The organism is Vibrio sp. OPT41 (assembly GCF_015163595.1).
Lineage (GTDB): Bacteria > Pseudomonadota > Gammaproteobacteria > Enterobacterales > Vibrionaceae > Vibrio > Vibrio alginolyticus.
In genome coordinates this window covers 602310-624573 of the sequence record NZ_JADDYH010000014.1, presented here as the reverse complement: position 1 = coordinate 624573, position 22264 = coordinate 602310, and the positions used below count along the sequence as shown (strand labels likewise).

Sequence of the window (22264 nt, the reverse complement as noted above, 5' to 3'; positions counted from 1 at the left end):
GAAACTAGTCACGTATGCAGAATTTATACTTTTTTATATGTGACCTATGTCCTAACTTATTTTTCAACGTTAAGTATGATTAAGCAAGTTGGTGAGCACAACTCACAAAAATATCGCCAACAAATCGACATTTATAATTCGCTATAAGCTGCTGTTTATCTGGTGACATCGCTAATCGGGGTAATTTATTCAGATTAAAGAGGTCAATGGACATGACAGACCAAGCTTTTTTTAAATATGTACGCACCTTCAGTGAGTACCAAAAACGTTCTATGTTCGGTGGTATTGGTTTATTCACCGATGATGCTATGTTTGCGCTTGTCAGCAATGATTGCTGCTACTTACGTGGTGGTAATGGGCTAGATGAAGTGTTTACTCAACTGAGCTGTGAGAAGTATAAGCACGTCAAAAAACAGACGACGGCAACCGTAAATTATTATGATGTAACCGATTTATTCGAATCCGGATATATAGGGCTTGATGAACTGGTACAGAAATCAATTGAATACTCAATTAAGGAACGGAAATATCAAAAGTCCTCTGCCAGTAGACGCTTAAGAGACTTACCCAACATGCAGCTAACCCTTGAACGTATGGTCAAGAAAGCCGGTGTTGATGACGTAGAAACCTTTTTAGAACTTGGACCTGTAAAAGTCTTCAACAAAGTTAAAACGGCTTACGGTAATGATGTTGATGTAAAGCTACTGTGGAAATTTGCTGGTGCAACTGATGGCATACATTGGAAACTGATCCAAGAGCCGCGTAAAAAACAGTTATTGGCACTGTGTGACTAAGCGAAGCTGATCGCACAATGATTGACTCGTTTCGATGGAGTTAGCGGGTCGTAAAGGCAAGTGTGAAAAGCGGAAAAAGGACGTTGAAGTTTTTTACCACTTCATTGAGTTAGTCATTAAATTAGACAAAAAAACCGAGGCAGAGACCTCGGTTTTTGTTTTTTAATTTGCTCTTTTCTTACAGCACAAATCTTAAAACTTAAAACGCGTAGTGAACATTACCTGATCACCGTAAAAATCGTTGATACGTGCTTCAGCACCCAAAGAGAAAAGCTCTGTTGAGTGGAATCGAGCGTAGGCAGAGCCAGTCCAATCGTCATCGTTATCGATAGAAACGTAGCCGACTTTGCCGCCTACTTCTAATTGAGGGCCTAACCATTGGCGAACACCTAAGTTAAGCTCCATACCAACATCTGTGCTGCTCTCATTCGAAGGTTGTACAACGCGCATTAGCATTTCACCAGTAAGATCTGCCCAGTTGTTTAGCGGAGAATGGAAGCCAAAGCCTGCAGCTGAGTCAAAATCACTTTCAAACTCAGAGTCAATACGAGCAATAACATGCGCGTTCGGGTGAATTGATTTGCTGAATCCAGCACCAAATGTCACAGGACTTGCGCCAATACGTGCTTCGAAATAGTCGTAGCTAAAGTTGCTCATAGTTGCTGGCGCATTGCGATCGTTTGCAGCTAGGGCATGGCTTGATGCCACTAGTAAGGCAGCGGCTAATAGTGTTTTACGCATAACTAACGATAAACCTTGTTCATTATTTCCATGGATTCAAGCAACCACTTGAACCGTAATCTGATTTGTCCGACATCATAATAAAAAGGAAGGTCGACGACCAACAAAAATGTGTCGATGTTTTGTCAATTAACTTAATAGTTCCTTGGTTTAAGCAAAAACTACGCCATATACGTAGTGTCCGAGAATTTCACTCGGACAAGTAACGATGTTTTTCTAACCTCATTCGACTATGCGAGGTTAGGTGGTGCAATGAGCATCGTTGAGTTCAAGTTAGAACCAAACACTTTATTACTCGCCAAAGCTTGCTCTTCTTTCTGCCATGGCGTTGAGGATTGCCTCAGAATCAAGGATTTGAGTCCAGGATAGCAGGTTATCATCATTCTCAATCACAAACGCGGTAAGCTGAGACACGATTGCTTTTCTCAATGCTTCACCTTTCCAAGGTTTGGCAATGTAATAATCGAGACTCGCGTTATTTACGGCTTCTACGGTGTCTTCCAAACCAGCTTGTCCTGTGAGTAAAACTTTGCGCGCTGCTTTTGTGTCACCATTTTGACTGAGTTCGATTAAGAAGCTGATCCCAGTTTGTTCCGGCATAATGTGGTCACATAAAATGAGCGCAAGCTGAACTTCTTCTTCCGCCATCTCCTCAATCACTTGCCGAGCTTCAGTCACCGATTCCGCTCCTTCGACGACAAAGTTCTCCTCGAAGGGAGCAAGATCTTGGAGCACGCTATCCAAGACTTCTCGTTCGTCATCGACACATAAAATTAGATACTTGGTCATGTTTCATCTCCTTCTTCGATGACTGGTAACCAGACGGTCATTCGTGTGAACTGGCCGATCTCTGATTCGACGTCAATCCACCCTCTGTGTGCTGTTACGATTTGCTGGCAGATGGACAGCCCGATGCCTAAGCCAAAATTACCTTCTTTTTTTGTGGTGAAGTTCAGCTCGAAAATGGCGTCTCTTTGCGATTCAGGAATGCCACATCCATTATCTTCAAATGAGATAACGGCATAATGTGTGTGCTCTTTTTCTACAAGGCGTGTTTGTATGTTTAACACACCTTTCTCTGGAAATGCGTCAATGGCGTTAGAGACCAAGTTCGTCCACACCTGTTGGAGTGCGATCGGTTGACAAAGGATGGAAGGCAAGTTTGCATAGTCGGTTGAAACTTGGTGCATTTTTAATTTGTTCTCGAAAATCACCAAGGTGTCTTCAATGCCCTCATGAATATCGGCATAGTGCAGGGTCTCATCATCTGACCGAGCATATCCTTTCAGGCTTTTTACCATATCAGCAATTCGTGCTGCACAGACATTAATTGAGCGAAGTGTAGAACCTGCTTTGTGGTATTGCTCTAGTGTATTGAGAGCATGATAAGACGCTTGCTGCTTTCTCGTTAGTTGGGTAAGTAGCTCGTGATCGGATTCTAAACCAAGGCTCACCACTTTCTTTGCCAACGCTCGGTCTGGAAGAGTATGGCTAAGCGCTTTTACGCGTGATCTGAGCTCGGCGGTTGAAGCGGGTTTTGAGGTTTGCGCTTTGTTCAGTAATTCAATGCCTTTGGTTTGTATATCGGAACTGGGCGCATCGTTAAGTAATCGTTCTAGTGTATGCGTTAAATTCTCTACGCCTCTTAATATCGCGGCTACTGGATTGTTTAGTTCGTGGGCCACTCCCGCAACCAATTGACCAAGCATCGCCATTTTTTCTCTTTCAATGAGCTGCTGGTGGGCTGATTCTAAAGATTCGAGCGTTTTTTGAAGTTGCAGTTTGGTGTTGATGCTTCTTTGCAATCGGCGGTTGAAGTGGCGTAAGAGCAAGTTTGTAAAAAGAGGCAGTAAGTTTGAGTCGCTTTGCATCACTTTATTGAATACGTTGCGATCGAGTTTGATAACTTCTGTTTTGGTTAGTGTTAGAGCTGTCGAGAAAGAACATTCCCCAGTAACAAACGACATGCCTCCGACAATATTCCCTTTGTTATGGCGTACAACCTCTCGCTGCATGCCTTGCTCATCGCGCTTGTACAGAGCCACTTCACCTTCGGTGATAAACCACAAAAAGCTATTTGGCTCGCCTTCCACGGTTAACAAATGTTCAGGTGAGTATGTACGGCACGCTCTTGTTTCGTCATTATCTTTGAAAAATTGCTGGAGAGCGGAGATCACTTGCTCGGCTAACTCGGCATCAGACATCGAGTGGTAGTCGTGTAAGAATCCGGCTTGATAATGGCTCATCTGGTTATTGATGTGCGCTCGCAACAAGCTGTGATGATCCAATATCTGACTGTAACTTAGCAGGTCTTCTTTGCCATTTCGCAAGATAAATTGGGTCAGCTCTTTTTGCACTGTGTTAAATAAGACGTGATCTGGCAAAGGTTTAGTGAGGCAGTGGTCGAGCCTGCCCTCATTAACGGCAGTGAGAATTGCCTCTATATCAGACGAGCAGCTAATAAGAATTTTTCTTGCTTGCTCGGTATGTGGCATCCGGTCTAAACCAATAAGAAAATCCACGCCGTTAAAATGAGCGTGATGGCTCGCTATAACTAAAGCAACAGTCTGTTCTCTTTCTTCTAGATACTCTAAAGCGCTTTGAGCCTCTTCTATCGATTCGACAGAAAATATATCAAACTTACTTGAGAAGGCAGACAGCTCCAATCGAAACTGTTCAGCACTGATTGGGTTGTTGTCGAGACACAACACAGCATAACGATTCACAGATGTTTTAGCTCCGGTTAAAACTTCGCCACGCAAACTTTAACAATAAAAGGACATGATGAGTGGGAGCCAAGTATGATTCCTGATTAATGGACTAGAATAAGCATCAATAGTCTGATTTGTCTCAATGTTTTCTCCGCAGGTGGTTTGGGGTAGACTGACCGAAAATATCTAATAAGTGACGTTATGCAAAATCTTAAAAAAATCGGCGCCATTGGTGGTGCTATCTCATTAGCGCTGTGTTGGCCATTGGCTGTCGGACAAATTGGTCAGTCCATCATTGAAGATGGTATTACCAATATGAATGATGAAATGATTAAAGGCGAAGTGGTCGAGTATCAGCGTGGCTATTTGTCTTCAGTCGTGCTGACTCGTTATTCAGTTGTTGATCCTGAGCTTAAAACGCAGTTAGAGCGTGATGGTATGCCAACGACGTTTGACGTAACCAGTGATGTTAGCCACGGTCTAACAAGCCTAACAGCAGATTCAAAATTGGTGGACAATGACTTTTTGCCTCTCACGATGCATAGCCAGACTCAACTAAATGGCAATACAGTATTTATCCTCGACCTAGATAGTTGGCATTATCGTAACGAAGCGCAAGGTGTTTCTGTTTCTACAAGCCCTGCAAAAGTAACAGGTGATGTGACGGTGTTGGGTGATCTCAATTACCAAGTTTCTGTTCCTTCTGTTCAAGTGGATTTTGAAAACGGTGAAGAGCTTCATCTGAATGCATTGACAGGGCAAGGTAAAGGAAAGCAAGCAAAAGGCTACTGGTTAGGCGAGCAGTCTTTCTCTCTAGAGAAGCTAGATGTGGTTGATGCGAACTTAACGCCTATCTTTTTGATTGAAAATGCGAGCTACCGTGGTAACACTACGATGAGTGAGTCTGGTGATAAGCTGAACAGTCAATTAAACCTAGATGCTAAGAAATTACGTTTAACTGATGGGACGGATGTCGATAACTTTAAGTTGGATTTCTCAATTGCAGATGTGGATAGCCAGTCTTTTGATCAAATTATGTCTATCTATCAAAGCTCTCCTATGTTAGATGAGCAGGAAATTGCGAGCTTATTGCCGCATGTCGATACGCTGTTTAGCAAAGGTTTTGATTTATCCGTGAACGAGCTTTCACTCGCGTTCGGTGACGGCAAGTTCCACAATGAGTGGCAACTATCCATCCCTGAAGGTACTGAGCATATTTCTCAAGATCCAATGAAGTTGGTGACGGCCACTACTGGTGAACTTAGCACTTACTTCTCTGATGAATTAGTAACGCATTACCCATTTATTCAAGAAGGGATTGATGAGCTCCTTATTATGGAGTTGATCGAAAAAGTAGAGGGCGGTTATCAATTAAAAGCAGAAATTGGTGAAGGCAAATTGAAGTTCGAAAATGGGCATGAGTTCCCATTGGTGGCTCTACTTATGCCTGCTTTGATGCAACAACAGTAATTCGTGTTGTTGCGAATTTGTTCCAATTCAACGCTTAGTCTTTAAAAAGAGGTCGTAAGACCTCTTTTCTTGTTTTTATCACTGCGAAAACGTGATATTAATTTCGTAATATTTACATAGCAGGAGCAATGAGCATCATGGAACAAAATACGGACAACGTATTTAACTTCAGTGCAGGGCCAGCAGGTCTGCCTAAAGCAGTTATGCAGCAAGCACAACAGGAACTAATCGATTGGCAAGGTCTTGGCACTTCGGTCATGGAAATCAGCCACCGAAGCAAAGAGTTCATCAAAGTTGCAGAAGAAGCCGAGCAGGATTTACGTGATCTTCTGAACATTCCGGACAACTATAAAGTGCTGTTCTGCCAAGGTGGTGCTCGTGCTCAGTTTGCTGCTGTTCCTCTAAACTTACTTGGTGATGCCGATACGGCAACTTACATCGATGGTGGTTATTGGGCTGAAAGCGCGGTAGCTGAAGCGAAAAAATACTGCGAACCAGACGTGTTTGATGCAAAAACAGAAATCAACGGGAAAGTCGCGGTTCTACCTGCAAGTGAATGGAAAATTGCTCCAGAAGCGGCTTACGTTCACTTCTGTCCAAATGAGACCATTGATGGTATTGAGATTAACGATCTTCCTATCACCGACAAACCGATTGTTGCTGACATGTCTTCGACAATTCTTTCTCGTGAAATCGATGTGTCTAAATACGGTGTGATTTACGCGGGCGCTCAGAAAAATATTGGTCCTTCCGGCATTGCTATTGCTATCGTGCGCGATGATTTATTAGGTATGGCGAAGCAGGTACTACCAAGTATTTTGGATTACACTGTTTTGGCAGAAAAAGAATCAATGTTCAACACACCACCAACCTTTGCATGGTACCTGTCTGGTCTTGTTTTCAAATGGCTGAAGGCACAGGGTGGAGTAAAAGCAATTGAGCAAGTGAACCGCGCTAAAGCCGCGCTACTGTATGATTACATCGATCAGTCTGATTTCTACCGTAATGGCGTGCACTCAGCAAACCGTTCTTTGATGAACGTGCCATTTCAACTTGCTAAGCCTGAACTGGATGCAACCTTCCTTGAGCTAGCAGACTCTAAAGGGCTGAAAGCGCTAAAAGGTCATCGAGCAGTTGGTGGTATGCGAGCATCCATTTATAACGCAATGCCGCTAGAAGGCGTTCAAGCGTTAGTAGACTTCATGCAAGAGTTTGAGAAAAACTACGCGTAAGCTCAAACTGATAGTTGTTCTCCAAAGCGTCGATATTGCGGCGCTTTTGTTTATCTCAACTCACATCATTCCAGGAAGGTAAAATGACCAAGGCAAATATTGAAGCGCTGACTAAGCAGTTCCCACTCTTGGCAGCACTTATTGATCTTGAAGAGGTTTGTTGGTTCAACCCCCATATCACTTCCTTGGAGGAAGGCTTACCTCATGTCGGGTTAGATGAAAAAGATATTCAAGCGGCGAGTGAACGGCTAACACGATTTGCGCCTTATTTGATGAAAGCGTTTCCCGAAACGGAAACGTCGCGTGGCGTTATTGAGTCCGCAGTGGTGGATATTCCCAATATGAAAGTGCGTTTGGAGCAGCAATACGACACGCCAATATTGGGCCATTTAATGCTCAAAAAAGACAGTCATTTGCCAATTTCTGGTTCGATCAAAGCGAGAGGTGGTATTTATGAAGTGCTCACTCATGCAGAAAAGTTGGCGTTTGATGCCGGCTTGCTCTGTGAAAGCGATGATTACAGCAAATTGTTCAGCAATGAGTTTCGGCAGTTTTTTAAGCAGTACAGTATTGCGGTTGGCTCAACCGGCAATCTTGGTATGTCCATCGGCATCATGAGTGCGAAGCTGGGTTTTTCAGTTTCAGTCCACATGTCTGCGGATGCGCGGGAATGGAAGAAAAATAAGCTCCGGTCGCATGGTGTTAATGTCGTAGAGCACCAAGAAGATTATGGTATTGCTGTCGAGCAAGGTCGTAAAGAGGCAGAAAAAGATCCCAACTGTTTCTTTATCGATGATGAAAACTCACGGACGCTGTTTCTAGGTTACTCTGTTGCGGGTGAGCGTCTTAAGCAGCAATTTGATGACTTGGGAATCGTGGTTGATGAGCATCATCCATTGTTTGTTTATCTTCCTTGTGGTGTTGGCGGCGGGCCTGGTGGCGTGGCATTTGGCTTGAAGGTAGCATTTGGCGAGCATGTCCACTGTATTTTCGCAGAGCCAACGCACTCACCGTGCATGCTGTTGGGCGTACATACAGGCTTGCATGACGATATTTCGGTGCAAGATCTGGGTATCGATAACATCACCGCCGCTGATGGTTTGGCAGTCGGGCGTGCCTCGGGATTTGTCGGAAGAGCGATGGAAAGGCTACTTGATGGTTTTTACACCATTGATGACGCTCGTATGTATCACCACTTGGGTGAGTTAAGTGAACTGGAAGGTATTAATCTAGAGCCTTCTGCATTAGCCGGTATGATTGGGGCAGTGCACGTCTCGAATAACCATGCTTATCAGTCTCGAATGAAATTTGACGAAGAAAAACTCAAAAACGCAACACATCTTGTTTGGGCAACAGGTGGGGGCATGGTTCCGGAAGATGAAATGGCGGCTTATCTCAAAAAATCTGGTCGGTAAATCAGCACTGTATACGTGCTTAATTAGGTAACTAATAATACAGGAATAACAAAAGGGCTCATCGTTTGATGAGCCCTTCTCGTCACTGAAAATCGAATTATAGAGATTGTAATAGCTGGTAGTAACGACCTTTTTGAGCGAGTAGCGTTGGATGGTCGCCTTGTTCGATGATCTCACCTTGTTCCATCAAACAGATGCTATCCATACTTTCTAACTCTATCAGTCGGTGTGTAATGAATACTACTGTCTTATTAGCAAAGTGTTCATTGAAAAGCGCCATCACTTTTTGTTCCGTACGCTTATCGAGGCCTTCAGTCGGTTCATCTAAGAGTAGGATTGGGGCATCACGTAGCAATGCTCGAGCAATACCGATTCGGCGTTTCTCACCACCAGATAACTGACGGCCGCCGTCGCCTAACCAAGCGTCTAACCCCGGCTCTTCAAGAAGTCCGCCAAGCTCGACTTTTTGTAAAATAGTAGACAGTTGCTCATCACTTGCATCCGGAGCGGCCATGAGTAAGTTGTCACGTAGTGTCCCGTTTAGTACATCTACGCGTTGACTGACCACAGTCATTGCTGCCCGCAGGTCCGACTCGCTCCAATCTTGCAGTTTTGTACCACCGATTCGAACTTCACCTTGGTTAACATCCCAGTAGCGGCAAAGAAGCTGAATCAGTGTTGATTTACCTGAACCTGTTTGACCTACAATTGCAGTTTTAGTGCCCAACGGTAGTGAGAGTGACAAGTCTTTCAGTACCTTTTGCTGACCGTCAGGGTAAGTAAAATCTATGTTGTCGAATTCAATGTCTAACGTTGTGTCTTTATGTCTCGACTGCTCAGGGAAGACAACGTCAGGTTCAGCCAAAATTACTTCATTTAAACGACGAGCAGAGGTCAACGTTTGACCGAGATACTGGAATGCGCCCGCGATAGGCATCAGAATCTCAAAGCTCGCCATGGTTGCAAACGCAAACAGCGCAATCCAAGGATCAGGAGCACGACCACCTACACCGTCTGCAGCAAACCAAAGCATCACAACCAGTGTAAGGCCGTTCACCAGCATAAGCAGGCCTGAAGCCATGCCCGTTAAATTCGCGTTCACAAATTGGTTAGACAGCAACTGCTTCTGCTTCTCTAGAATGAGATTACGATAACGTTCTTCTGCTCCAAAGATACTCAGTTCACTGTAGCCTTGAAGCCAGTCCAGTGTCGCCACTCGCAATTGCGCTTTATGATGAGTGAGATTCTCGCCATTGTTTTTACCCAGTTTATAGAACAGTACTGGCCATACAAACAACATGACGGTAAGAATCGAGCCAAGCAGTAGGGCGAGATGCCAATCAAAGAAAGCCAGGACAGCCGTTAAACTCAATATGCCAAAAACACCAATCACGACAGGGCTGATAAGTCGAAGGTAAACGTGATCCATCGCATCTACGTCCGCTACTAGGCGGTTGAGCAGATCGGCATCACGCATCGTAGAAACACGACCCGGAATCAGTGGTGCAAGTTGCTTAAAGAAGAAGATACGTAGATCGGTAAGCAGCTTGAACGTTGCATTGTGGCTAACGACACGTTCTCCCCATCGACCTGCGGTTCGAGCCATTGCAGCGCCGCGTACCCCGGCACCTGGTAACATGTAGTTGAAGGTCTCACGAGCAACCGTCAAGCCTGCCACCGCTGCGGCTGAAATAAACCAACCTGATAGCGTTAATAAGCCAATAGACGCCGCTAAGGTCAGAAATGCCAGTAGCATACCTAGCGAAAGACCAAACCAGTGTTTCTTATAGAGTTTAAGATAAGGGAGTAAATCACGCATCTAAGTTCCCCTTGTCTGTTTCACGTTGTGCGAGGTTCGCTTCCAACATGTCTTTAAATAAGCCATCTTCTGTCGACAGTGTGGCGTAATCACCACGTTGAACAATCTGACCGTCCTGCATAACAAGAATTTGCGATACGTTTTGTAAAGGCGCAAGTTGGTGAGTAATCATCAAATTCGTTGTGGCATACGCATACTTGTTAATGCCTTCCATCACGAGTTTTTCACTGCGAGCATCTAAGCTTGCGGTTGGTTCATCTAACAACCAAAAACGACCATTTTGTAGCATGGCGCGAGCCAGTGCTAAACGCTGCGCTTGGCCGACAGATAAACCACCAGAACGATCAGATATCGGATAATCCAACCCATGCATTTCAACAAATTCAGCAGCGTGAGAGTCATTCAACACAGAATGTACGTCAGCATCCTGAATATTGTGCTTACCTAGTGTGATGTTATCTCGAATGCTACCGTGTAATAGCATCGGGTTTTGACCAATCCAGCTTACTGCCTCTCGCCATGTGGCTAGATCCAGTTGCGACAATTCGCAGCCATTAATTTTTAAGCTACCTTGATAAGGCATGAAACCGAGGATTGTGTTTACCAAACTTGTTTTACCTGCGCCACTTGGTCCAACCAACGCTGTACTTTTGTTGGCTTCAAGAGAGAAGGATAGGGGACCTGCGAGCTGCTTACCTTCCGGACTAAAAATGGTTAACTGGTCCGCTTCAATATGGATAGGGCTGTTTTTATCTAACGCTTGGGTACCATCTTTGATTTGATCGACTTCCAAATCCAGAAACTCGACAATGCTTTCTGCTGCGCCAACCGCTTGCTGTTTCGCATGATAGAACGTGCCCAAATCACGTAATGGCTGATAAAACTCTGGCGCAAGAATCAGAATGAACAAACCAGCAAAGAGCGTAACACCTGTGCCGTAGTAGCCGAAGTCCAGCTCCCCGATATAACTAAAGCCAAAGTAGACAGCGGTAATTGCGATAGAAATAGAAGTAAAAAACTCTAACACCGCAGAAGACAGAAACGCGATTTTCAGAACGTCCATGGTACGAGTACGAAAGACTTCTGAAGCCCCCTTTAGCGTCTCAGTTTCAGATTTTGTTCTATCGAATAAGCGAATGGTTGTCATTGCTTGCAAGCGGTCATAAAAGTGACCCGACAAACGCTGCATCGCTTTAAAGTTTTTACGATTTGCTTCTGCGGCTTTCATCCCAACCAGTGCCATGAAAATAGGCACTAGTGGTGCAGTGACTAGGAAGATCAAGCCTGCTGCCCAGTTTACTGGGAATACGACAACCAAAATGATGAAAGGCACTAGTACCGATAATGACATTTGAGGCAAATAGCGTGAGAAGAAATCTTGCATATCTTCTACCTGCTCTAAGATGAGCGTTGCCCAACTGCCAGCGGGTTTGCCTTTGATGTAAGCTGGCCCAAGTTTATGAACTTTATCTAAAATGAGTTGGCGAATATAAACTCGAATTTGCTCCCCGCAACGGTAACCGGCAAGCTCTCGACCCCAGGTACAAGCAGCTCGACCGATAACCGTGCCACCGAGCCCAACAAAATGCCAAATGAGGTCTGCTTTGTCGACTTGGTCAATGATTAACTGGTGCAGAATGGAGGCGAGCAGGGCTGCTTGAGCCAATAAAAACACGCTTGAAAGTACGCCTAGGCCTATCGCAATCATAAGCCAGCGCTTGGCTAACTTACTTTGTTGCTTCAGCCACTTATTCAAGCTGCTTTGCTTTTTCTTATCCATCGTGAAGGCTTAATGATAATTGTTTTAATGAGGCGGTAGTATACAAAAGAAAACCCAGCGGGAATACCGCTGGGCTTTAAGGATATGACACAAATGTGAAAAGTTATTTGTCACCAAGTGAGTCTAAGAAACGTTCAGCATCTAATGCAGCCATACAACCTGTACCTGCAGAGGTGATCGCTTGACGGTAGTTGTGGTCCATTACGTCGCCAGCTGCAAATACACCTTCGATACTAGTTTGTGTTGCGTTGCCTTCAAGACCTGATTGAACGATGATGTAGCCATCTTTCATGTCTACTTGGCCTTCAAAGATTTGTGTGTTTGGCTGGTGGCCAATTGCGATGAATGCACCCATTACATCGATATCTTCTGTCGCACCGCTGTTCACGTCTTTAATGCGGACGCCCGTTACGCCCATATCGTCTCCCAGTACTTCATCGAGAGTGCGATCGGTATGAAGAACGATATTACCGCTTTCAACTTTATCCATCAGACGTTTCACAAGGATCTTCTCTGCGCGGAATGAATCGCGGCGGTGGATCAGGTGAACTTCTGACGCAATGTTAGATAGGTATAGCGCTTCTTCAACAGCCGTGTTACCACCGCCCACAACTGCAACTTTCTGATTACGGTAGAAGAAACCGTCACAGGTTGCACAAGCAGAAACGCCGCGACCTTTAAATGCTTCTTCAGACTCAAGGCCAAGGTATTTTGCTGATGCGCCGGTAGATATGATTAAGGCATCACAAGTGTACTCACCTGAGTCGCCTTTTAAACGAAATGGGCGTTGTGATAGCTCTACTTCATTGATGTGATCAAATACGATTTCAGTTTCGAAACGCTCGGCGTGTTCTTTCATGCGATCCATCAATGCTGGACCTGTCAGTCCCTCAGCATCGCCTGGCCAGTTTTCAACTTCAGTTGTGGTGGTTAGCTGACCACCTTGTTGCATTCCCGTCACAAGCACAGGGTTTAAGTTTGCACGCGCTGCGTAGACGGCAGCTGTGTATCCTGCAGGACCAGAACCAAGAATTAATAATTTACAGTGTTTTACGTCGCTCATTATGGCTCCAAAAAGGGCGTAACATTTCCCTCGATTGTATGGAAATTCTTAGTGCTTTAAAAGCATAAACAACGATTGTGATCGAATAATTGGTTATAGATTAGAACCCACTAAATATTGATAGAGAACGTTGACTTCTAGCATAAAATTCTATTCGTAGTAGAGAAGTCTAGTTTCAAATATTGTCAAAGCGTAAAACTGAAACATGGCTCTGTTTTTGTGGTTTTATTTGGTTTGTTATGTTGTTTTCGTCGTTTTGTTGAAGCTATCAACGTTAAAATCTGGTAATTGCAGAATATTTGCGTAACCTAGTGTGTAAATTAAATGTTAATTAATGTGCCTCATTAAAGGAGCAAATGATGTTACATTCACGTGAGAATACTCTACATTTAACACAGCTCAGCATGGCAGCAATTGAGCAGCTTTCCCCATCGTTTGAAGAACTGCCTCGTACCGAACATGCAGATGGTCAGTATCGACTACGACGTTATTCTGTGGTTGGTTTTGATAACGGCAAAGTCATCGACTTAAATAAAAATAGCTTTGTTCAATCCTCTGATATCAACCGATTTCAAGGTGATGTAGTAAGACAATTCGAGCCAATTGAGAAGGATATTCTTACCAGCGATGGCTTTCGGGAAATGTGTGAATTGTTTGTCAATGTGAATCATCTGCCAAACGGTCAAGAAATAGAAATTCACCAAATCCGTATCAGGGCACTGGAAGAAGAAACCCAAGTAGCACCTGAAGGTGTGCACCAAGACGGTTTTGATCACATTGCAATGGTTGGTGTGGGACGCCATAACATCATCGGTGGCGACATCATGCTGTACAGCAGCCATAACCAAGCCCCATTTTTCCGTAAAGTGCTAGAAACCGGAGAGGTCGCAATCTTGGCTGATAGCAAGCTGTGGCATAACGCGTGCCCAATCCGCTCTGTTATTGATGACGAAGCGGGCCATATGGATGTATTTGTACTTACTGCTACGGATAAGCGTAATGAACTTCAATCTTAATCAGATCAGAGAGCAATTTCCGGCGTTGGCTCAATACCACAACGACAAGCCCGTGACGTTTTTTGATGGTCCAGGTGGCTCACAAGTGCCTCAACCAGTACTAGACAGCATGGTTGGGTATTTAGGTCGTTTCAACGCTAACTTAGGCGGGCATTATTTTTCTAGCCAAGTGACCGTTGACGTAATGCAAAATGCGCGTGAGTCGGCTCAGGCGCTACTTAATGCCCCTTCATCTGGCAATATTGTCTTCGGTGCCAATATGACCTCACTAACCTTTCAGCTTAGTCGCGCGATTAGTCGAGATTGGCAAGCAGGAGATGAGATCATTGTCTCCGCTTTGGATCACTATTCAAATGTATCCAGCTGGCAGCAAGCGGCAGAAGATAAAGGCGTTACGGTTCATCAAGTTCGTATCAACGAAGAAGATTGTACGCTGGATATGGAGCATTTAAGCCGCCTTCTTTCTGATAAAACGCGCCTTGTCGCTGTGACTTATGCATCGAACACGACGGGTTCTATTGTGGATGTACAGCAAGTAGTCAGCATGGCGCACAATGTTGGGGCACAAGTTTATGTGGATGCCGTCCATTATGCGCCTCATCATTTGGTTGATGTTCAAGCGTTAGGTTGTGACTTTTTAGCTTGCTCAGCTTACAAGTTTTTCGGACCGCACGTTGGTATTGCTTACATAGCCGATCAGTGGCTCCACAGTATTCGCCCTTACAAAGTCGAGCCTGCCACTAATATAGGCCCAGGTCGATTTGAAACAGGAACGCAAAGTTTTGAAGGTCTTGCTGGTGTCGTTTCTGCGGTTGAGTATCTGGCTCAATTTGGTGAAGTCGGTTTACCTCTTCGCCAACGATTGGAGCAAAGCTACCAACTGTATGAACAACATGAACAGCGCTTGAGTGAGCGTTTCTTACAGCGTTTGAATGCATTAGATGGTGTCAATCTATTCGGTATCGCAAAGGAAGATAGCCAACTCCGCACGCCAACTTTTGCGCTAACGTTTGACCGATATTCTCCAGAGTTCATCGCGAAAACACTGGGTGAACATAACATTTGTGTATGGAATGGTCACTTTTATGCGTTGGGCTTAGTTCGTCAACTTGGTTTAGAAGAATCGGGTGGTGTAGTGCGAATTGGTTGTATGCATTACAACACAATAGAAGAAGTCGATATGTTATTCGATGTGCTAGAAAGCATCCTTGACGCATAACTAACGATTTCTTCCTAATAGAAAAACAAAAGCTCGAGTCAAACTCGAGCTTTTTTCGTTTTTATTTGAATCAACGCGTTTTACAAGCGATTACTCACTAACTTCAACTTCATAGGAAGTGAATTTTCTTACATTAATAACGCCAGTATCAAAGATGAGGTATTGACCTTTAATGCCTTGCAAAGTGCCAGTAACAACCGGGTTTTTATCGAAGTTATGCGAAGTGATCTTCGTTGGGTGCTGTTGTACCGGGTAGCTAAGGTCGGTAATGCTTTCGTTTAATACTTCAATGGCATCTTCGCCGAATTGCTGTTTTATCTCGGCAATTTTCTCTTCGACTAAAGGCAATAGCTCAGCAAAACGGTCCTGCAATGCCATAGGTTCACCGTCACCTTTAAGCAGTGTGCGCCAATTGGTCTTGTCTGCGATATGTTTCGCCAGTTCAACTTCAATTAAACCGGAGATATGGCGAGTTTTTACTTTAAAAATTGGCAAGCCCTGAGTCGCGCCTTGGTCAATCCAACGAGTCGGGATTTGAGTATGACGAGTAATACCAACTTTTAAGCTGGATGTGTTGGACAGGTAGACAAAGTGATCCACCATGCAATTCTCTTCACCCCATTGTGGTTCGCGACAAGTCCCTTGATCGTAGTGGCAGGTCTCTGGCTTCATGATACACATGTCGCAGCTTGCTAGCTTTTTCATGCATACAAAACAGTGGCCTTGCGAATAACTCTTTTTCGTTTTCTTTCCACATGAGCAACAAAAAATATTGCCAGTGTGAGTCAGTGTGAGCGTTTTACCCAGAAACGGAGTTAAGTCGATTTCTTCCTCACCGACAGGAAGACGGTAGTTGACGGCACCGTCCAGAGAAGCACGCATTTTGTTTAGCGTGCCAGTTGCAATTAATGACATGACATTACTCATTATTGTGTTTTTGCACAGTATATACTGAAGTGGAGAAGAGATGCAGGGTTGACAGGAGCTTTAAAGTAAATGTCTTGCACTAAATTATTATGCATCGTGTTTTATTTTCTAAAAATTATGGCTGTGAAATGCTTCGCAAATAGAAGTTGAGCTGCACTTTTTAGAAATTTTAAAACGTGATAACGGTTCAAAATCCGTTACTATGTGTCGAAACTAAGAATTGAATGAGAAAGTGATTTTATTTCTTGATAAATCACCTTGATTTCATTTTTTGAAATTATTGAACCTCACGTATTGCATATAATCTCAGCAGGTCACTTGCCCATGAAGTGGATCCATAACTTTATCTTTGCTCTTTCTATTTGCACTATCAGCTTGGTTGCCCTTTATAGTGTGCTTGGCGATACGCGAAAGCTGACCATTACACCTGAGCATTTCAATATCTATGCAACTAAAGATGCCAGTGAAGGAGGTGTGAGTGAGGCTGATATCACATACGATCGGCAAAGCCTAGTTCTTAGCTGTGAACTAAAGCAGAGCTCGTATGCTTGGCCTTACTGCGGAATCTCGGTTTATACCGATTCAGCAACGCCAACACAGGGTATTGACCTTTCCAACTACCATACGATTCGATTGAAGGTGCGATATGAAGAGGCAGGAATAGGGGCTAACCCTAGCCACGACCTACGTTTGTATCTTCGCAATTATAATTCTGAGTATTCCAAGCCGGACGACGAGTACACCATTAAATATAATGGCATGCAGTTTTCTCCGTCGGGTTCGAGCGATATTGTCGAAATTCCGATTAAAAATCTTCAGGTGATGACCTGGTGGTTAGCGGATAACGGAGTCGCGATTGAGCACTCTGCACCTGAATTTTCAAACATCACACGTATTGATATTGCAACTGGGTCTGGTGCGGCACTTGGTAAACATAGAATTGTGATTGATAAAATTGAGTTTGAAGGCGCTTACCTTGCGCAAGAAACATTGTTGTATGCATTATTACTCTCTTGGATGGCGCTTGGACTGGCTTTTTCACTGCATGAGTTACGAAAAAATAGAGTGGCTTATGAAAAAGCGCAAAAGCGTCACCGTCATTTGGAAAAGGTGAATGATACTTTGCGAGCTCAAAACTATGAGTTTGCAGAGTTAGCGCATCGAGATGCTTTGACGGGCGCGATGAACCGATATGCTGTGCAACACTGGCTGGAACAACAATCTCGTCAGGTTCGCTGGGGGCATAACACCTTCAGTATTCTCTATTTGGACTTGGATAAGTTTAAAAAGGTGAACGACAAATTTGGGCACCAAATGGGGGATGACATATTGCGCGAATTTGTCATGGTGGTAGCGACTTCTATTTACTCAGACGATCGACTCGTTCGTTGGGGCGGCGAAGAGTTTGTCGTATTTTGCCCTGATACCAATATTGAACAAGCGCTAGAGAAGGCAGAAATGATTCGCAAAAATGTGGAGGATCATTTGTGGGTGCACGGTGAATCATTAACTTGCAGTATTGGCGTTGCCCAAATGCAGAATGAACGCGTCTCAGAAACCATGGCGAGAGCTGACGAAGTGTTGTATCAGGCGAAGCGCAATGGTCGCAACCGAGTGGAAGCTCATTATGGTTTACTTGCTTGCGAAAAGAAGCAAGCCTGATAGTCGTTCACTAAAAGGAAAGAAAAAAGGTGGCCAACTGGCCACCAAGAGGGAAACTGCTGAACACCACTTAGGGGGGGAAGTTTGGGTTATCGATACGATTACCGTGAGCAGCAGTGTAATGCTAATCGAACTTGCTATTTTTACCAGAACAACCAAGCGAAAAGCGTTAGTGCAGCAATACAGGCAATGTTTAATACGAAACCAATTCGCATCATTTCTTTTTGCTTGATATGACCCGTACCGAACACAATCGCGTTTGGAGGTGTTGCAACTGGTAACATAAATGCACAAGATGCAGCGACGGCAATCAGTGCAGAGAGAATAACCGGAGACATGCCTAAGGCTTCTGCAATGGTCGCAAATACAGGGACAAGTAGCGCAGCACTGGCGGTGTTACTCGCAAACTCAGTTAAGAAGACAACAAAAGCAACCACTGCAAGAATCGTTAAGAGAATACCGGCTTGCTCAAGGAAGCCTGACAAGCTATGAGCTAAAAATACGCTTGTTCCGGTTGCTTTTAGGACGTTACTCAGACAGATACCACCACCAAATAGGATTAACACACCCCAGTCGGTTGTTTTCTCAATATCTTTCCACTCGACGGCGCGAGAAGCACCAAGTAGAAGGATGGCGCCAATAGCTACAAGAGTATCGAACTTCGCGAAGCCACCCAGCATAGCGTTAATAGGCTTACTGAATATCCACAACGTCACGGTCAGTAAGAAAATCGCCAACGTAATCATTTTGCCGTTTGTCCATTCGACTGGTTGATGGTCAAGGTCAAACTTGTGGCTAAGGTCAGGCTTAGTCATCGTGTACAATACGAGGATAGCGATTGGCATTAATACTAGGGAAATAGGTACACCAAACTTCATCCATTCAGTGAAGCTAAGGCCAACTTCAGCTGCTGCAATTGCGTTTGGTGGGCTACCAACCAGTGTTGCAATACCACCAATTGAAGCACTGTAAGCGATACCGAGTAGAACAAACAAAAAGGTGTTGTGGTTTTTCTTAGCGTCTAGCTTTGTCATCACACCCAGCACAAGCGGTAACATCATCGCGGCGGTGGCGGTGTTTGAAATCCACATTGACAGGCCAGCACTCACACCAAATAGCATGAATACAGCGACAGACATTTTTCCTCTTGCCAGCAATAGTACTTTATCTGCAATAGCTTGATCTAACTTTTGTTTATGTAGAGCCGCAGCTAGTGCAAAACCACCCAAAAATAGAAAAATGATGGAGTTGGAAAAGTTATTCAGTGCGGCTTGAGTGTTGAACACACCCAAAAATACCGCAAGTAGTGGTATGAGCAGCGCAGTAATGCTGACGTGAATCGCTTCGGTTAGCCACAAAATAGCAACAAAAACTAAGATGCTCAGGCCGGTTACTACTTGTGGTTCAAAGGGTAAGGTATTAAACAAGATAATGAACAATAGGATATTCGCGTTCAAAATCATGCTGTTGCGAGTGAAGAACCAATTCTTCAATGTCACAGCGAGTGCGGTCATGGGTAGTGCTCCTTTTGCATTGCCTTTTGTCGGTTTTTTTATGGCAAAGTAACTGACTTGTAGTTATTTATTGATGAAATGTTACTTTGAATGCGAAAAAGAGTTTTGCCTGAATCGTAGAGCAAATTAGAAAGTGTGATGTTGAGAATTGGAAATGGGTAGAAAACTACCCATTTGTTTTATAGAAATGTTACTAGGCTTGTGAGCCACGTTATTCCTCTATTCGACGGGGACTTGAAGAGGCTCGTTAGCTGCTTTATTTGGCTCTTTTACTGCGACGATAGGTTCTTGAGGGCCAAGAAACTTAGGCTGCGTATTGATAATATACAGGTCTAAAAACGCTTTCACACGGGCTAGCAGTTCTCGAACACGCATCGATGTTTTTTGCTTGTTGGCCGTCGGCCCTGCTACCGCGAGACACTGTGCATCAATGCTGTAAGCATCAGCGATGAACAGTGCGCGTTCGCAGTGAAAGCGTTGAGTCACAATCAGAAATCGCTCCGAAGCAAAAATTTTTTTTGCTCGTACAATCGAATCTAAGGTACGAAAGCCAGCATAATCAAGGTGAATCACTTCTTCAGGCACGCCTGCTTTAAGTAAGTCGCGTTTCATTGTCCACGGTTCGTTGTATGAACGGTGGGCGTTATCACCACTCAATAAAAACTGTTTTACTTTACCTTGGTTGTAAAGCTCAATCGCCGCATTAATGCGATGAGTGTAGTAAGTGTTGAGGATCTTTCCGATGTATTTACTGGTACCAAGAACTACGGCAACCTCATGTTGAGGGATTTGCTCGTATTCAGTGAAAATGCTCTCTTTGGCTTGTAAAACCACCCACCGGTCGATGGCAATAACAGAAACAAGCAGACTAAGTGCAGAGATCGACAAAATCAAAGCAAATCGCTTCCAGGAAAATTTCAGCTTCCACTTTGATCTTATGCGAGAAAATAACAAAACGTTTTATATCCTTAACTAAAAATGTAGTTCTCATCATATCTGATAGAAACAAAAAGAGAGAAGCCCATTTATGCCAAAATCTGGTTAGGATGATAAAAAAATAAAAGCCCCTACATGGTAGGGGCTAATTATTAAACGAATTGTCTCAAGCTTAGAACGCAGTGCGTTTGTAACGGCGGTAAACAGGTTGCCAGAACGACTGTTCAATTGCCACGTTCAATGCTTCATCAGTAATTTCTAATGCGACACCTTGTTCAATTGCCTTTTTACCAACGGCAAATGCGATTTTTTTCGATACTAAGTGGATCTCTTCTAGTGGTGGAAGTAGAGCCCCACGACCGTTGATTGCTAGAGGAGAACATGTTGCGAGCGCGCGGCTTGATTCCATTAGCATCTCGTCAGTGACACGTTTTGCATTGACAGCAAGTACACCAAGGCCAATGCCTGGGAAGATGTAGCTGTTGTTACATTGTGCAATAGGGTAAGTGCGACCTTCATGAACCACTGGCTCAAATGGGCTACCTGTTGCAACCAGTGCTTCACCATTTGTCCAACGAATGATGTCGTTCGGTGTCGCTTCCACGCGGCTTGTTGGGTTCGACAATGGGAAGACAATCGGACGCTTACAGTGTTTATGCATTTCTTCGATGACTTCTTGGCTAAATAGGCCAGGCGCACCAGAAACACCAATTAGTACCGTTGGCTTGGCGTTACGCATAACATCGAGTAGTGAGAAGCCATTTCCTTCATTTTCCCACTCTTTCGTATTGGTATGCTTTTGCACCAAGCGTTGTTGGAAATCAAGAAGGTTAGGCATGCCTTCTTGTAACAGACCCCAACGGTCAACCATGTAAACTTGTGAGCGAGCTTGCTCGTCAGAAATTCCTTCCGATACCATTTGTGCGATGATCGCTTCTGCGATACCACAACCAGCAGACCCTGCGCCTAGGAAGGTAATACGTTGTTTAGAAAGCTGAGTTCCTGCTGCTTTACAGGCGGCAAGTAGAGAGCCAACAGTAACAGCTGCAGTACCCTGAATATCATCATTGAAGCAACACACGCGGTCTTTGTAACGCTCTAGAAGAGGCATCGCATTTTTCTGAGCAAAGTCTTCGAACTGGATCAAAGCATCAGGCCAACGGCGCTGTACCGCTTGGATAAACTCTTCTACAAATGCATCGTATTCTGCACCCGTAATACGAGGATGACGCCAACCCATGTACATCGGATCAGCTAAGCGTTGCGGGTTATTGGTACCCACATCAAGCACGATTGGTAGCGTGTAAGCAGGGCTGATACCACCACACGCGGTATATAGTGACAGTTTACCGATAGGAATACCCATGCCGCCGATACCTTGGTCACCCAAGCCAAGGATACGTTCTCCATCTGTCACAACAATCACTTTAACGTTGTGGTTTGCTGCGTTGTTCAGCAAGTCGTCAATACGGTCACGGTTCGGGTATGAAATGAACAGACCGCGACCACGACGGTAAATGTTAGAGAAGTTTTCACATGCTGCGCCAACAGTCGGCGTGTAGATGATAGGCATCATCTCAGAAATGTGATTTTGCACTAGGCGGTAATACAATGTTTCGTTGGTGTCTTGGATATTACGCAGATAAATGTGTTTATCCATATCGCTTTCGAAACTTTTGTATTGCTGGTAGGCACGTTCCACCTGCTCTTGGATAGTTTCGGTCGACTCTGGAAGCAGACCTTCTAAGTTGAATGAACTACGTTCTTCAGCAGAGAATGCACTGCCTTTGTTCAAAAGAGGGGTTGCTAAAAGAGCCGGACCCGCATATGGAATATATAGTGGGCGTTTATCGTTGTTCATTGGGTGCCTTATGTAGGGTTGAAGGATGCGCACCAAATTTTAACGGGTTCACTATTTAGTTGTAAACATGCGTTGATGCACATCAATGTAATGTCGCAAAAAAA

General features: G+C 44.3%; 17 protein-coding genes. 7 read left to right on the top strand and 10 right to left on the bottom strand.

Translation table 11 applies throughout. From position 1 onward, the window contains the following. The first annotated feature begins 206 nt into the window (after window positions 1-206). On the top strand, window positions 207-794 hold the full coding sequence (locus tag IQP38_RS06430) for a TfoX/Sxy family DNA transformation protein (protein WP_193837440.1): 588 nt from the start codon (window positions 207-209) through the stop codon (window positions 792-794). Between the two features lie 192 nt (window positions 795-986). Here IQP38_RS06430 and IQP38_RS06425 read toward each other — a convergent pair whose 3' ends face one another. The 3 genes from IQP38_RS06425 to IQP38_RS06415 form a co-directional block, all read right to left on the bottom strand. Then, window positions 987-1535, bottom strand: a complete 549-nt coding sequence (locus IQP38_RS06425; RefSeq protein ID WP_005378006.1) for a hypothetical protein — start codon at window positions 1533-1535, stop codon at window positions 987-989. Window positions 1536-1826: 291 nt separating this feature from the next. Beyond that, complete coding sequence (locus IQP38_RS06420) at window positions 1827-2324, bottom strand: response regulator (protein WP_005378005.1); 498 nt, start codon at window positions 2322-2324, stop codon at window positions 1827-1829. Then, entirely contained in the window at window positions 2321-4261 is a 1941-nt protein-coding gene (locus IQP38_RS06415; RefSeq protein ID WP_025766845.1) for an ATP-binding protein, read from the bottom strand. The genes IQP38_RS06420 and IQP38_RS06415 overlap by 4 nt, the downstream gene beginning before the upstream one ends. Before the next feature lie 186 nt (window positions 4262-4447). Here IQP38_RS06415 and IQP38_RS06410 point away from each other — a divergent pair, with 186 nt between their 5' ends. From IQP38_RS06410 to IQP38_RS06400, 3 genes are all read left to right on the top strand, one after another. Further along, window positions 4448-5716, top strand: a complete 1269-nt coding sequence (locus IQP38_RS06410) for a DUF945 family protein (RefSeq protein ID WP_193837439.1) — start codon at window positions 4448-4450, stop codon at window positions 5714-5716. 137 nt (window positions 5717-5853) lie between these two features. Beyond that, window positions 5854-6948: a 3-phosphoserine/phosphohydroxythreonine transaminase gene (gene serC / locus IQP38_RS06405; RefSeq protein ID WP_005378000.1), complete on the top strand. Its 1095-nt coding sequence runs from the start codon at window positions 5854-5856 to the stop codon at window positions 6946-6948. Between the two features lie 83 nt (window positions 6949-7031). After that, entirely contained in the window at window positions 7032-8363 is a 1332-nt protein-coding gene (locus IQP38_RS06400; RefSeq protein ID WP_053349523.1) for a D-serine ammonia-lyase, read from the top strand. Window positions 8364-8460: 97 nt separating this feature from the next. Here IQP38_RS06400 and cydC read toward each other — a convergent pair whose 3' ends face one another. The 3 genes from cydC to trxB all read right to left on the bottom strand — a co-directional run bounded on the left by cydC (window position 8461) and on the right by trxB (window position 13025). Continuing rightward, a complete protein-coding gene (cydC, locus tag IQP38_RS06395; RefSeq protein WP_193837438.1) occupies window positions 8461-10182 on the bottom strand; it encodes a heme ABC transporter ATP-binding protein/permease CydC in 1722 nt (573 codons plus the stop codon). Next, window positions 10175-11962 (bottom strand): heme ABC transporter permease/ATP-binding protein CydD, encoded by a 1788-nt coding sequence (gene cydD, locus IQP38_RS06390; RefSeq protein ID WP_193837437.1) that lies wholly within the window; start codon window positions 11960-11962, stop codon window positions 10175-10177. Before cydD ends, cydC begins: the two co-directional genes overlap by 8 nt. A 103-nt stretch (window positions 11963-12065) precedes the next feature. Then, window positions 12066-13025: a thioredoxin-disulfide reductase gene (trxB, locus tag IQP38_RS06385; RefSeq protein WP_005377991.1), complete on the bottom strand. Its 960-nt coding sequence runs from the start codon at window positions 13023-13025 to the stop codon at window positions 12066-12068. Window positions 13026-13384: 359 nt separating this feature from the next. Here trxB and IQP38_RS06380 point away from each other — a divergent pair, with 359 nt between their 5' ends. Both IQP38_RS06380 and IQP38_RS06375 read left to right on the top strand, forming a co-directional pair. Beyond that, window positions 13385-14041 (top strand): 2OG-Fe dioxygenase family protein, encoded by a 657-nt coding sequence (locus IQP38_RS06380; RefSeq protein WP_193837436.1) that lies wholly within the window; start codon window positions 13385-13387, stop codon window positions 14039-14041. Further along, window positions 14025-15260, top strand: a complete 1236-nt coding sequence (locus tag IQP38_RS06375) for a cysteine desulfurase-like protein (RefSeq protein WP_005377986.1) — start codon at window positions 14025-14027, stop codon at window positions 15258-15260. Before IQP38_RS06380 ends, IQP38_RS06375 begins: the two co-directional genes overlap by 17 nt. Window positions 15261-15350: 90 nt before the next feature. On the opposite strand, the gene IQP38_RS06370 is transcribed toward IQP38_RS06375, so the two are convergent. Then, window positions 15351-16175, bottom strand: coding sequence for a DUF2797 domain-containing protein (locus tag IQP38_RS06370; RefSeq protein ID WP_005377984.1), 825 nt, complete (start codon window positions 16173-16175; stop codon window positions 15351-15353). 336 nt (window positions 16176-16511) lie between these two features. Between IQP38_RS06370 and IQP38_RS06365 the strand changes: the two genes are divergently transcribed. Continuing rightward, window positions 16512-17849 (top strand): GGDEF domain-containing protein, encoded by a 1338-nt coding sequence (locus tag IQP38_RS06365; protein WP_031781257.1) that lies wholly within the window; start codon window positions 16512-16514, stop codon window positions 17847-17849. Window positions 17850-17992: 143 nt separating this feature from the next. Here the strand turns inward: IQP38_RS06365 and IQP38_RS06360 are convergent, their stop codons facing one another. The 3 genes from IQP38_RS06360 to IQP38_RS06350 all read right to left on the bottom strand — a co-directional run bounded on the left by IQP38_RS06360 (window position 17993) and on the right by IQP38_RS06350 (window position 22160). Further along, complete coding sequence (locus tag IQP38_RS06360) at window positions 17993-19363, bottom strand: SLC13 family permease (RefSeq protein WP_017634863.1); 1371 nt, start codon at window positions 19361-19363, stop codon at window positions 17993-17995. A gap of 219 nt (window positions 19364-19582) precedes the next feature. After that, on the bottom strand, window positions 19583-20317 hold the full coding sequence (locus tag IQP38_RS06355) for a SanA/YdcF family protein (protein WP_005388862.1): 735 nt from the start codon (window positions 20315-20317) through the stop codon (window positions 19583-19585). A gap of 154 nt (window positions 20318-20471) precedes the next feature. Next, window positions 20472-22160, bottom strand: coding sequence for an NAD-dependent malic enzyme (locus IQP38_RS06350; protein ID WP_005377977.1), 1689 nt, complete (start codon window positions 22158-22160; stop codon window positions 20472-20474). Window positions 22161-22264: the final 104 nt, after the last annotated feature.